Annotated in this window: 11 protein-coding genes; 8 read left to right on the top strand and 3 right to left on the bottom strand. The window is 63.9% G+C overall.

Annotated elements, in window-relative coordinates; translation table 11 throughout:
* Positions 1-175 precede the first annotated feature (175 nt).
* Entirely contained in the window at positions 176-649 is a 474-nt protein-coding gene (locus MOK15_RS04635; protein WP_242930528.1) for an Lrp/AsnC family transcriptional regulator, read from the top strand.
* A 30-nt stretch (positions 650-679) separates the two neighbouring features.
* On the opposite strand, the gene MOK15_RS04630 is transcribed toward MOK15_RS04635, so the two are convergent.
* Both MOK15_RS04630 and MOK15_RS04625 read right to left on the bottom strand, forming a co-directional pair.
* On the bottom strand, positions 680-1,903 hold the full coding sequence (locus MOK15_RS04630; RefSeq protein WP_242932629.1) for a tetratricopeptide repeat protein: 1,224 nt from the start codon (positions 1,901-1,903) through the stop codon (positions 680-682).
* Between the two features lie 152 nt (positions 1,904-2,055).
* Positions 2,056-3,330 (bottom strand): hypothetical protein, encoded by a 1,275-nt coding sequence (locus MOK15_RS04625; RefSeq protein WP_242930527.1) that lies wholly within the window; start codon positions 3,328-3,330, stop codon positions 2,056-2,058.
* A gap of 278 nt (positions 3,331-3,608) precedes the next feature.
* On the opposite strand from MOK15_RS04625, the gene gyrA reads away from it, so the two are divergent.
* Both gyrA and MOK15_RS04615 read left to right on the top strand, forming a co-directional pair.
* Positions 3,609-6,284 (top strand): DNA gyrase subunit A, encoded by a 2,676-nt coding sequence (gene gyrA / locus MOK15_RS04620; protein WP_242930526.1) that lies wholly within the window; start codon positions 3,609-3,611, stop codon positions 6,282-6,284.
* Positions 6,281-6,628 (top strand): DUF952 domain-containing protein, encoded by a 348-nt coding sequence (locus MOK15_RS04615; protein ID WP_242930525.1) that lies wholly within the window; start codon positions 6,281-6,283, stop codon positions 6,626-6,628. Before gyrA ends, MOK15_RS04615 begins: the two co-directional genes overlap by 4 nt.
* Positions 6,629-6,634: 6 nt before the next feature.
* Here the strand turns inward: MOK15_RS04615 and MOK15_RS04610 are convergent, their stop codons facing one another.
* Positions 6,635-7,744, bottom strand: coding sequence for a glycosyltransferase (locus tag MOK15_RS04610; RefSeq protein ID WP_242932628.1), 1,110 nt, complete (start codon positions 7,742-7,744; stop codon positions 6,635-6,637).
* A 58-nt stretch (positions 7,745-7,802) separates the two neighbouring features.
* On the opposite strand from MOK15_RS04610, the gene MOK15_RS04605 reads away from it, so the two are divergent.
* The 5 genes from MOK15_RS04605 (at position 7,803) to accD (ending at position 12,360) form a co-directional block, all read left to right on the top strand.
* Positions 7,803-8,666: a lauroyl acyltransferase gene (locus MOK15_RS04605; protein WP_242932627.1), complete on the top strand. Its 864-nt coding sequence runs from the start codon at positions 7,803-7,805 to the stop codon at positions 8,664-8,666.
* 33 nt (positions 8,667-8,699) lie between these two features.
* Positions 8,700-9,344 (top strand): phosphoribosylanthranilate isomerase, encoded by a 645-nt coding sequence (locus tag MOK15_RS04600; RefSeq protein WP_242930524.1) that lies wholly within the window; start codon positions 8,700-8,702, stop codon positions 9,342-9,344.
* Between the two features lie 99 nt (positions 9,345-9,443).
* Positions 9,444-10,685: a tryptophan synthase subunit beta gene (gene trpB / locus MOK15_RS04595; protein ID WP_242930523.1), complete on the top strand. Its 1,242-nt coding sequence runs from the start codon at positions 9,444-9,446 to the stop codon at positions 10,683-10,685.
* 8 nt (positions 10,686-10,693) lie between these two features.
* Entirely contained in the window at positions 10,694-11,515 is an 822-nt protein-coding gene (trpA, locus tag MOK15_RS04590; protein WP_242932626.1) for a tryptophan synthase subunit alpha, read from the top strand.
* Positions 11,512-12,360 carry an acetyl-CoA carboxylase, carboxyltransferase subunit beta gene (gene accD, locus MOK15_RS04585; protein WP_242930522.1) on the top strand — a complete coding sequence of 283 codons (849 nt, stop codon included), beginning with the start codon at positions 11,512-11,514 and terminating at the stop codon, positions 12,358-12,360. Before trpA ends, accD begins: the two co-directional genes overlap by 4 nt.
* Positions 12,361-12,371: the final 11 nt, after the last annotated feature.

Genomic DNA, 12,371 nt, shown 5'->3' with positions numbered 1-12,371 from the left:
CCACCGATCCATCTACGCACGTCCTAACAAATCCTATGGATAGGCACTCGTTACCAAAAGGGAAAGAGGGAGGACCGGTGCGACAGAAATGCAACGTCGCATAGTGGGACAATTGCATTGTTCTGAAATATTATTATGGTGCACCTAACAAACAGGACAGGAAATAATCGGAATAATGGCCGGGCCGAATATCGACGACATCGACCTGCAGATCCTTGGAGAGTTGCAGCAGGACGGACGAATGACCAATGTGGAGCTGGCACGCAAGGTTGGCCTGACGGCCCCGCCGTGCCTGCGCCGCGTGCGTGCATTGGAGGAGGCGGGCGCTATCACCTCCTACCATGCGGTCGTCGATCCGGCGATGCTGGGATACACGATCACCGTCTTCGCGATGGTCAGCCTCAAGAGCCAGGCGGAAGCCGATCTCAAGGCGTTCCAGGATCATGTCGCGAGCCTGCCCGACGTGCGCGAATGCCATATGCTGAATGGTGAAATCGACTTTATTTTGAAGGTTGTAGCGAAGGATCTTCAGAGTTTTCAGCAATTCCTGACGTCGAAGCTGACGCCTGCCCCCAATGTGGTGAGCGTGAAGACTTCGCTCACCATCCGGACATCGAAGAACCTGCCGGGCGTTCCGCTACCGGTCTGATCGACGCGGCAGCGGAAAGAGAAGGCGGCGTCAGGCCGCCTTCTTGCTTTGCTGGTCGATCCAGACCGACCAGAAACCTGCCACATTCCCCCAGTCGCCATTGCCGACCTGGCTGAGCGCCGTCTGTGCGCTGGCAAGGTCGCCCGACCGCGCCAGCGCCATGCCGAGCCGCGCATTGACCCGGCCAGCGTCCACGCCACCCTTGCTGAGCGCCAGCCGATATTGTTCGACCGCCTGCGGGAACTGTCCGAGCGACACATAGCTGTCGCCCAGCGTCAGCGCTTCCTTGCCGGTGGGTGCTGCGGCAGCCTTCTTCGCCAGCGCGGGCAGGCCAGCAATCTCCTTGGTCGCCTTGGGCGTCACGCCCTTGAGCAACTGGCTGGTTACGGCCTGGGTCGGCATCAGCTTGCCCGCCTTGCGGCCGGATTCGATGATCGCCTTTGCCTCGGCATAATAGCCGGCCTTCTCCGCGAGTTGCGCATAGGATTGATAGTCACGCTCGCTCGCCATTGCGCCATTGGCGGCCTGGAGGCGATACAGATCAAGCTGCGCCTGGGTATCAAGGCCCGCGACCGACAGATAATTGGTCAACGCAGAACGCCAGTCTTCCCGGCTCGCCGCCCGTGCTAGGCGCTCGCGATAGAGATGGCTGACCTCGGCCCAGTCTCCCGCCTGATAGGCCATCGAAATGCCGCGATCGATCCAGGGAAGCGGCACCGGTTCGCCCGAAGCCCGCTTCTGCACCATCGCCGCTTCGAGATAAGGCCGGGCATCCTTGGGCTTTTTGCGCCGCATGGCGATGTCGGCGCGCAACATGGTCGCGTCGACGCCGCTATAGCCCAGCGTTTTGGCATAATCGAGCTGCGCCACCGCATCGTCATAATTGCCTACGAGATAGGAGAGATAGCCCGCGACATAGCGCAGGCGCGGCGCATCCGCGGCCGGAACCGAACTGGTCTTGAACATGTCGGTCAGGGCGACCCGCTGCGCCTGCACGTCGCGCTGCTGCACGGCGAGTTGATAGCGAAGACCCGACGCGGCATAGGCCTCAAAATCCGTCGTGGGCGTCAGCGCGCTAATGCGCGCGGCCGCGCTGGCCGCATCCCGCGCCTTCAGCGCTGCCTCGGCCGATTGGGCATTGGTCCGAAAAGCGTCCGACATGACGATCGGCGGGCCGGAAACGACCTGCTTCTTCGCATAAGCGGGCGTTACCGCCAACATCCCGGCAACTGCCGCCCCAGCTACCGCCGCCATCGACAGGCTGCCCGAAATATCCGTCAATCTACGCATGGCCGTCCCGGCCTCCCCCAATATTATGCCGGAATGTTCCGGCATCATTTCATCAACAATCGAATATCCTTCCGCGCGCCGCCGCTTCGACGGCAGCGCGCGGAAGGATCAAAGGATCAGGCGCTCTTGGTGCCCAGATAGGCCAGCCACAGGTCGGCGATCTGCTTGCGCGATCCGGCCTGGACCGACTGGAATGCAGACTTGGCGCCGGCCGTGTCGCCGCCCAATGTCTTGGCGATGCCCAGACGGGTGTTCACCTCGTCCGCGTCGACGCCGCCCTTCTGCTTGGCGAGTTCGAACAGGGACGCCGCCTTGGTATAATCGCCATAGCCCAGATAGGCGTCGGCGGTCGCCGCCGCGATCTTGCCATTGGCCGCCTTCTGCGCATCGGCCTCGGCCGAACCCAGGGTGCTCTTGTCACCCGCGATCCTCGGCACGGCGGTCTGATAGACGTCGGCGCCGGCGCTGGCGTTCAGCACGCCCTTCGCCCGCCCCTTGTCGATCACCGACTTGACCTCACCATAGATGCCGGTCTTCGATGCCATTTCGGCATATTCGGTATAGTCGGCCGCGATCACGAGGCCGTCCGAAGCACCCAGCAAGCGCAGAACGTCGAGATTTTCGCGGTTCGAGATGTTCGGATTGGCGCGCTGGAACAGGCGGACGAGCGTACGCAGATTCTGGCCGCTCGGTTCGGCTTGATAGGCCCATTTCGCCCAGTCGGTCACTTCGGGCAGCTTCGCCGCCTCGGCGCGGCCGACGCCGATCTGATACCATTGTGCCGGAGGCTGCTGACCCGCAGCCTTGGACGCATCGGCCGCAGCCTTGAGCGCGGCCAGACCCTTCTGGTTGAAGCCGCGCGCCGGTTCGACCGAAGCATTGGCGGTGCCCGCCTTGCCGAAATAGGCCTGAGCGAGGGTAGGATTGACCGCCTCAGCCTTATAGCCCGCCGCCAGCGCCGCTTCGGCGCGCTGAATGGCCAGGTCATAATTCTTGGCGCCAAGCGCCTGGTCGGCGGCAATGGCGTTGAACTGACCCGCCTGTTCCGGCGGCGTCAGGCCGCTGTCGAGCATCTGGGTCAACGCTTCGCTCTGGAGCGCCGCGTCCTTCGATGCGATCGAGGTGTTCAGCTTGATCGCGCCAATCTGATATTTGTCGTCGTTCGACTGCGCCTTGCTGTCCGCTTCGGCGAGCGCGGTCTTGGCGCCCGCGAAATCCTGCTTCTCGGCGGCGGCCTGCGCGGTTTGCAGCGCCTTGACGACGTCCGGCGAGACGTTGAGTTTCGGCCCGGCCTTCTTCTCTTCCTTCTTCGCGGCAAAGGCGGGCGCGGAAACAGCCCCGCCCGTCAGCGCAAGAGCCAGCGCGAGCGACACCGGAGTAACAAAACGCATGATCCTCATCTCCTCTGCGCGCCTGATAGGGGGCTCAGGCGTGCTTTCGCGGTTGAGCGCCGACTAGGGAGCGGCGCGTGAATGACCGTTGAACAAGCCTATATCGGCGCAATTTGCAACCGTTATGCGCGCCGTTCGTTCCGGCTGTAAACATTCCCGCGCGACACACCGCCTTGGTTGCACGCGCAAGCGCGCGCCTGCGCGCGAGGGGTGACAGATTTGTTTCGCTGGGCTAGTGCATCAGCAACGACACGCATCCATCCAAAAAGAGAATCGCATTGACCGACGAGACTGCCCTCGCCGACCCTTCGGATATCAGCCCCATCTCCATCGTCGAGGAGATGAAGACCAGCTATCTCGATTACGCCATGTCGGTCATCGTCGCCCGCGCCCTGCCGGACGTGCGCGACGGGTTGAAGCCGGTTCATCGCCGCATTCTCTTCTCGGCCCAGGAATCGGGCTTCGTCTATAATCGCCCCTATCGCAAGTCGGCCCGTCTGGTCGGTGAGGTGATGGGTAAATATCACCCGCATGGCGACAGTTCGATCTACGACGCCTTGGCGCGCATGACCCAGGACTGGTCGATGCGCGTGCCGCTGATCGACGGCCAGGGCAATTTCGGATCGATGGACCCCGATCCGCCAGCAGCGATGCGCTATACCGAAGCGCGCCTGGCGAAGGTGGCGACCGCGCTGCTGGACGATCTGGACAAGGACACCGTCGATTTCCAGCCCAATTATGACGCCTCGGAAAATGAGCCGCAAGTGCTGCCGGCGCGCTTCCCCAACCTGCTGGTCAATGGCGCGGGCGGCATCGCGGTCGGCATGGCGACCAACATCCCGCCGCACAACCTTGGCGAAGTGCTGCGCGCCTGCCTCGCCTATATCGACAATCCCGGCATCACCACCGATGAACTGATCCAGATCGTTCCCGGCCCCGACTTCCCGACCGCGCCGCTGATCCTGGGTCAGTCGGGCGCGCGCAGCGCCTATCATACCGGCCGTGGCTCGATCATGATGCGGTCGCGCCATGAGGTCGAGGAAGGTCGCGGGGACCGCCGCTCGATCGTGCTGACCGCCATCCCCTATCAGGTCGGCAAGAACGGCCTGGTCGAAAAGATCGCCGAAGCCGCCAAGGACAAGCGGATCGAAGGCATCAGCGACATTCGCGACGAATCGAGCCGCGAAGGCGTGCGCATCGTCATGGACCTGAAGCGCGATGCGACGCCGGACGTGGTGCTGAACCAGTTGTGGCGCAACACCCCGGCGCAGTCGAGCTTCCCCGCCAACATGCTTGCCATTCGCGGCGGCCGGCCGGAATTGCTGGGCCTGCGCGAGATTATCGAGGCCTTCGTCAAGTTCCGCGAGGAGGTCATCACCCGCCGTACCAAGTTCGAGCTGAACAAGGCGCGCGATCGTGCCCATATCTTGCTCGGCCTGGTCGTCGCGGTCAGCAACCTCGATGAAATGGTCAAGATCATCCGCGGCTCCTCCAGCCCGGCCGAAGCCCGCGAAAAACTGTTGGCGCGCGAATGGCCGATCGGGGAGATCGCGCCCTATATCCGCTTGGTCGAAGCGATCGACACCGAAGTGTCGGGCGAGTTCTATCAGTTGTCGGACCTTCAGGTTCGTGCCATCCTCGACCTGCGCCTGCATCGCCTGACGGCGCTCGGCCGCGATGAGATCGGCAAGGAACTGGCCGAACTGGCCGAAGCCATCGCCGAATATCTCGCTATCCTGGGCGACAGGCGCAAGCTCTATGCCGTGATGCGCGAGGAGTTGGAAGCCGTCGAGCGCGAGTTCGCGACGCCGCGCCTGTCCGAGATCACCGCCGCTGCCGACGGGATCGAGGACGAAGACCTTATCGAGCGCGAGGAGATGGTCGTCACCGTCACGGTGCAGGGCTATATTAAGCGCACGCCGCTGGAGAGCTTCCGCGCCCAGGCGCGCGGCGGCAAGGGCCGTTCCGGCATGGCGACCAAGGATGAGGACGCCGTCACCGAACTGTTCGTCACCTCGACCCATACGCCGGTTCTGTTCTTCTCGACCGCCGGCAAGGTCTATCGCATGAAGGTGTGGCGCCTGCCCGAAGGTGGCCCGGCGACACGCGGTCGTCCCATGGTCAACCTGCTGCCGCTCGGCCCCGGTGAGACCATCCAGACCGTGCTGCCCTTGCCGGAGGATGAGGAAAGCTGGAAGGATCTGCATGTCATGTTCGCGACGGCGACCGGCACGGTCCGCCGCAACAGCATGGACGCTTTCGCCAATGTACCGAGCAACGGCAAGCTCGCCATGCGCTTCGACGAAGGCAGCGAGGATCGCCTGATCGGCGTAGCGCTGCTGACGGAGGAGGACGATGTCCTGCTCGCCACCCGCCAGGGCAAGGCGATCCGTTTCGCCGCGACCGATGTGCGCGAATTTCAGAGCCGCACCGCGACCGGTGTGCGCGGCATGTCGTTGAAGGAGGATGACGAGGTCATCTCGCTGTCGATCCTCAAGGGCTTTGCCGCAACACCGGACGAACGCGAAGCCTATCTGCGCGCCGCGCCCTGGAAGGACAATGAGGCGGAAACCACCCTGCCCGCAGAGCGAGCCGCCGAGTTTGCGGCAGCGGAACAGTTCATCCTGACCGTCTGCACCAACGGCTATGGCAAATTGTCGTCGGCCTATGACTATCGCCGCACCGGACGGGGCGGACAGGGCATCACCAATATCGACAATATCGCCCGCAATGGGCGGGTCGTCGCCAGCTTCTCCACCACGCAGGCCGACCAGTTGATGCTTGTCACCGATCAGGCCAAGCTGATCCGCATGGGCCTCGACAGTCTGCGCGTCATCGGCCGCAATTCGGCAGGTGTGCGCCTGTTCAACGTTGCCGAGGACGAGCATGTGGTGAGCGCGGCCAAGATCGAGGAAAGCGACGAAGAGGGCGAACAGGAAGCCACCGAAGCGTGAGCGACCTCTTTGCCTACAAGGTGCTGACCGCCGATCAATATGAGCAGTTCAAGGCCGACGGCGTGTTCAAAGGCGCGCCGATCGACCTGGCCGATGGCTATATCCATATGTCGACCCGCGATCAGGCGGCCGAAACGGTCGCCAAGCATTTCGCGGGGCAGGATCGCTTGGTCATGCTGATGATCGACCTTGCTCCCTTTGGCGAGGCGGTCAAATGGGAAGTGTCACGCGGCGGCGCGCTTTTCCCGCATCTCTATGGGGACCTGCCGATGAGCGCGGTCGCGGGGAAGGTGGTGTTGCGCATCGGCGACGACGGCCAGCATCTGTTCCCGGCGGGTTTCTGATGGAAGTCAGGTGATGTGCTCCATCCGCACCACCCTGCCGCGCCTGACCCAATAGTCCCAGCCACCCCAGCGAATGCGGCTCGACGTCGCCGCCGCCACCTGCATCGTCAGATGCGCCCAGGTCACGGCGAAGGGCGCCACCATATCCCACATCAGCGAACGCCGCGCCTTCGCTGCCTGCTCGACTTCCAGCACCGCGCCGACAATCCGTCGTCGTACCAGCGCCCTGCCCAGGGCCGCGCCATAGCCGACCGCGATCGCCGACCATCCGCCCCATCCCAGCGCCCAGGCCCACATCAGGGACTGGATCGCGACGACCCCCGTCGCCAATTGCCACATGCCCGCGCTGTTGGTGACGATATGCCGATATTGCCGCACGCCAAAGGCAAAGGCGCCATGCGCATCAAGCAGACTGGCCACCAGCAGGTCTCGCACCGGCCGCAGCCGCAGCTTCGCGCGCCATCCTGCCAGGCCGATCGTCATGTCGTCCGACAGCCGCCCGGCCAGCGCCGCGTCCAGATCCAGCCGGTCCGCCACGTCGCGCGTCATCGCCATTGCCCCGCCCCAGGGCATGGTTGCGCTGGCATGGCGTGGCAATGTCGCCAACTGCATTTCCACCGCGCCGACCAGCCCCGGCATCGCGCCTCGCTCCGGCAGCAGCATCCGGTATCCGGTCGCGATGTCCGCCTTGCCCTGCACGAGCGGAAAGAGCAGCCGCCCCACCAGTCGCGCCGGTGGCTCTATGTCGGCGTCGATGAAGATCAGCCAGCGATCTTCCGGCCGCAAGGCGCGCAGCGCTGCGCGCAGCTTGTGCACCTTCTGCCCTTCATCCTGCGCCACGCCGGCCACGACCAGTTGCACCCAATCCCCTTCCCGCTCAGCCAGCGCCGTCGCTGCCGGGCAATTCCCCGATGTCGCCACAAGCAGGCGGAAAGGTGCGCCCTGCGCCTTTAGCCGGGCGATCAATTCCGCTCCACCATCCCAATTATCCCGCACGCTCAGGATCACGACCACGCCATCGGGCGTCTCGATCTTCCGATCGGTCGGCAAGTGACGCAGATAGTTGAGCACACCCAGCACGGTCAGCGTCTGGAGAAAGACCCACAGCCCCATCATCATCGCCAGCTTCCATGCCCCTTTACCGTCTCGACTGCTGCTGTATGACGCTTGGGCGATGCTCTCCAACCCCTTTCTCTTCACCCTGCTGCGCTTCCTGCCCGCACGGCTCGCATCCTGGATCGGCGGCCAGCTTTCGGTCCATATCGCGCGACGTAGCATGAAGCTACGCGATGCGCGCGCGCGCGCCAATCTCGCCATCCTGCGCCCGGACCTGCCGGAGGTTGAGCGGGAGGCGATGCTGACCCGGCGCTGGGTCAATATCGGCCGCACCATGGCTGAACTCGCTAATATCGACCGCTTAGTGAACGATGCGCATGTGACCGTGATCGACCGCGCCGGTTACAGGGAGGTGCTGGACGCCCCCGGCCCGCTGATCGCCTTCACCTGTCATATCGGCAACTGGGACCTACTCGCCGCTCATATCAAATGGTCGACTGATCGGCCGGGCCTGGGCGTCTATGAAGACCCCGAAGACCCCAGGATCGCCGCCCAGCTCAGAAAGGCCCGCTCCAGCTATATGGGTGAGGCGATCGGCGGCGGGGGTGCGGCGCGCGGCGTGCTCAAGCATCTGACGCAAAAGGATCGCGCTACCCTCTATATCCTCGCCGATGAACGGCGCGAGCGGCAGGTCTGGTTCCCGACCTTCGGCCGGTCTCTGGAGCCATCGGGCAATCTCTCGATCGCGCTGCGCCTCGCCCGCAAGGTCGGCGCGCGTTTCCTGCCCTTCTATCTCGTCCGCACCAGCGGCCCGCATTTCGAACTCCACTGGCACGAACCGCTCGATCCCGCGACGATGAGCGACCCCGAAATCATCGCCGCGCTCGACCATTTCCTGGGGGATGCCAGCATCGCCCATGCCGACCAGTGGCTGGCGCTGCATGACATGGACCTTGCCGATCCGGTTTCGGGTCTGGTGTGACTTGACCGTTCTTACGGTCTAAAGGCTCCCTCCATGTCACGACTCGCGATCAAGATTTGCGGCCTGTCGACGCCGGACACGATCGGCGCCGCCATCAAGGCCGGGGCGACCCATCTGGGGTTCAACCATTTTCCCAAAAGCCCACGCTATGTCGATGTAAACCGGATGCAGGTACTGGCGGCGCTCGTCCCTGCGCCGATCGAACGGGTCGCCATTCTGGTCGATCCCAGCGACGATATCCTGACCGAACTTGCCGCCACCGGCGCGATCACCGCCTTCCAGCTTCATGGCAAGGAGACCCCGGAACGCGCCGCGGCCATTCGCGCGCGCTTCAACCTTCCCGTCTGGAAGGCGATTTCCGTCAAGACCCGCGCCGATATCGACGCAGCGAAAGCCTATAACGGCGCCGCCGACTTTCTGCTCTTTGACGCCAAGACCCCGGACGGCGCGGCGCTTCCCGGTGGAATGGGGTTGCGCTTCGACTGGACGCTGCTGCGCGGCGTTGCCGTCTCGTCCCCCTGGGGCCTTTCCGGCGGCCTTGACGTCGGCAATGTGGTCGAAGCTATCCGCGTCACCGGCGCTCCTCTGGTCGATGTGTCGTCCGGCGTGGAAAGCGCGCCGGGCATCAAGAGTGTGGACAAGATCATGGCCTTCTGCAAAGCGGTGTCCGCATGTTGACGCAGACACTCACCGTCATGCGCATCGGACAACGATGGCGCTGATCGCTTCTTCCGAACCGAAGCGAACGCCCATATCTGTCCCGGAAAGACTGACATCATGACCGACACCATTGCCTTGCCCAACAGCCTTCGCACCCAGCCCGACGCCAGCGGCCATTTCGGCGCATTCGGAGGCCGCTACGTCGCCGAAACGCTGATGCCGCTGATCCTGGAGCTGGAGAAGGTCTACACGGCGGCCAAGACCGATCCGGAATTCGACGCCGAGTTCGCAGAACTGCTGCGCTCCTATGTCGGCCGGCCCAATCCGCTTTATTATGCCGAGCGGCTGACCGAGGCGCTTCGCGCCAGGGCGCCCGAAGGCAAAGGCGCAAAGATATACCTCAAGCGCGAGGAACTGAACCATACCGGCGCGCACAAGATCAACAACTGCATCGGCCAGGCATTGCTCGCCCGCCGCATGGGCAAGAAGAAGGTCATCGCCGAAACGGGTGCGGGCCAGCATGGCGTCGCCACCGCTACCGTCGCCGCCCTGTTCGGCATGGAATGCAAGATCTTCATGGGCGCGAAGGATGTCGAGCGGCAGAAGCCGAATGTCTTCCGCATGAAGCTGCTGGGCGCGGAGGTGATCCCGGTCGTGTCGGGATCACAAACCCTCAAGGACGCGATGAACGACGCACTGCGCCACTGGGTATCGAACGTCCACGACACTTTCTACATCATCGGCACCGCTGCCGGCCCGCATCCTTATCCGGAGCTGGTGCGTGATTTCCAGTCGATCATCGGCAAGGAAACCCGTGCGCAGATATTGGAAGCCGAAGGCCGTCTGCCCGATTTGCTGATCGCCCCCGTGGGTGGCGGCTCCAATGCTATCGGCCTGTTCCATCCCTTCCTGGACGATCCCGAAGTCGCGATGATCGGCGTCGAGGCTGCGGGCGAAGGGCTGGACAAGAAGCACGCCGCATCGCTGGCGGGCGGCGCGTCGGGCATATTGCACGGCAACCGCACCTATCTGCTCCAGGACGAGGATGGCCAGATCACCGAGGCGCACAGCATTTCCGCCGGTCTCGACTATCCCGGCATCGGCCCGGAACATAGCTGGCTGCATGAAATCGGCCGCGTCCAGTATCTGCCCATCAGGGATGATGAGGCATTGACGAGTTTCCAGACACTCTCGCGCCTTGAGGGCATTATCCCGGCGCTCGAATCCGCGCACGCCATCGCCGCCGCCGAGCAGGTCGCGCCGACGCTGGACGCGGACAAGATCATCGTCGTCAACCTGTCCGGCCGGGGAGACAAGGATATTTTCACCGTCGCAGATGCACTGGGAGTGGAGATGTGAGCGCCGTTATGACTGGGGATCGCCTCTCCACCCGCTTCGCCGCCTGCAAGGCGCAAGGCCGCGCCGCCCTCATCACCTTCGTGACTGCGGGCGATCCCAATGTCGCCGCAACCCCCGCCATCCTCGACGCGCTGGTCGCAGGCGGAGCGGACATCATCGAACTGGGTATGCCCTTCACCGATCCGATGGCCGACGGTCCCGCGATCGAACTGGCCAACCTGCGCAGCCTTGGCGCCGGCACGAAGACGAAGCATATCTTCGCCCTCGCCGCCGATTTCCGTGCGCGCCATCCTGACACGCCACTGATCCTGATGGGCTATGCCAATCCGATGCTGGTGCGCGGCGCTGAATGGTTCGCCGACCAGTGCAAGGCGGCAGGCGTCGATGGCGTGATCTGTGTCGATGTGCCGCCGGAGGAAGATGCCGAGATCGGTCCCTCTCTGCGCGCGGCCGGTGTCCACCTCGTCCGCCTCGCCACGCCGACCACCGATGCGGCGCGGCTGCCCGCCGTACTCGATGGCGCCAGCGGCTTCCTCTATCATGTCGCTGTCGCCGGGATCACCGGCAAGCAGCAGGCGGCGCAGGCCTCGATCGAAATGGCGGTGGGCAGGCTCAAGGCCGCCACCGACCTGCCGATCGCTGTCGGTTTCGGTGTCCGTTCGCCCGAACAGGCCGCCGCCATCGGTCGCATCGCCGATGGTGTGGTTGTCGGCTCCGCCATCGTTGATATCGTCGGATCACATGGTGACGCCGCCGGACCTTTCGTTCAGGATTTCGTCGCGTCGCTGAGCGGCGCCCTTACCACTTATTCACGGGAGACCGCCGCATGAGCTGGATCAACCGCGTTCGCAACGCCCTGCCCTTCACTAAGAAGGAAACCACTGCCGAGACGCTGTGGCACAAATGCCCATCCTGCGCAGAGATGGTCTTCATCAAGGAGTGGGAGGAAAATCTCTCCGTCTGCCCACGCTGTGACTATCATGGCCGCATCGGTCCCGACGCGCGTTTCGAACAGATACTGGACGCGGGCTTCATCCTGCTGCCGACGCCGCATGTCGCCGAAGATCCGCTCAAGTTCCGCGATTCCAAGCGCTATCCCGACCGGATCAAGGCCGCGCGGGCATCGACCGGAGATCAGGACGCCCTTATCAACGCGCGCGGCGCGATCGATGACGTGCCGCTCGTCATGGGCGTACAGAATTTCGCCTTCATGGGCGGCTCCATGGGCATGGGCGTGGGCGCAGCCTTCATCCAGGGCGTCAATGACGCGATCGCCCATAAATGCCCCTATGTAATCTTCACCGCCGCTGGTGGCGCGCGGATGCAGGAGGGCATTCTTTCGCTGATGCAGATGCCGCGCGCGACCGTGGCAATCCAGAAGCTGCACGCGGCGGGCCTGCCCTATATCGTCGTGCTGACCGATCCCACCACCGGCGGCGTCACCGCCAGCTACGCCATGCTGGGCGACATCCAGATCGCCGAGCCGAACGCGCTCATCGGCTTTGCAGGGCAGCGCGTGATCGAAAGCACGATCCGCGAGAAACTGCCCGAAGGGTTCCAGCGCGCCGAATATCTGCTGGATCACGGGATGCTGGACATGGTGGTGCATCGCAGTGAGCTGCGCGATACGCTCGCCCGCGTGATCGGCTATCTGACGCCACGCGCCGCCGCCTGATCCAGACATCA

It is taken from the genome of Sphingobium sp. BYY-5 (genome assembly GCF_022758885.1).
Taxonomy (GTDB): domain Bacteria; phylum Pseudomonadota; class Alphaproteobacteria; order Sphingomonadales; family Sphingomonadaceae; genus Sphingobium.
The sequence above is the reverse complement of the archived record's forward strand: the minus strand, read 5'-3'. Positions and strand labels throughout refer to the sequence as shown.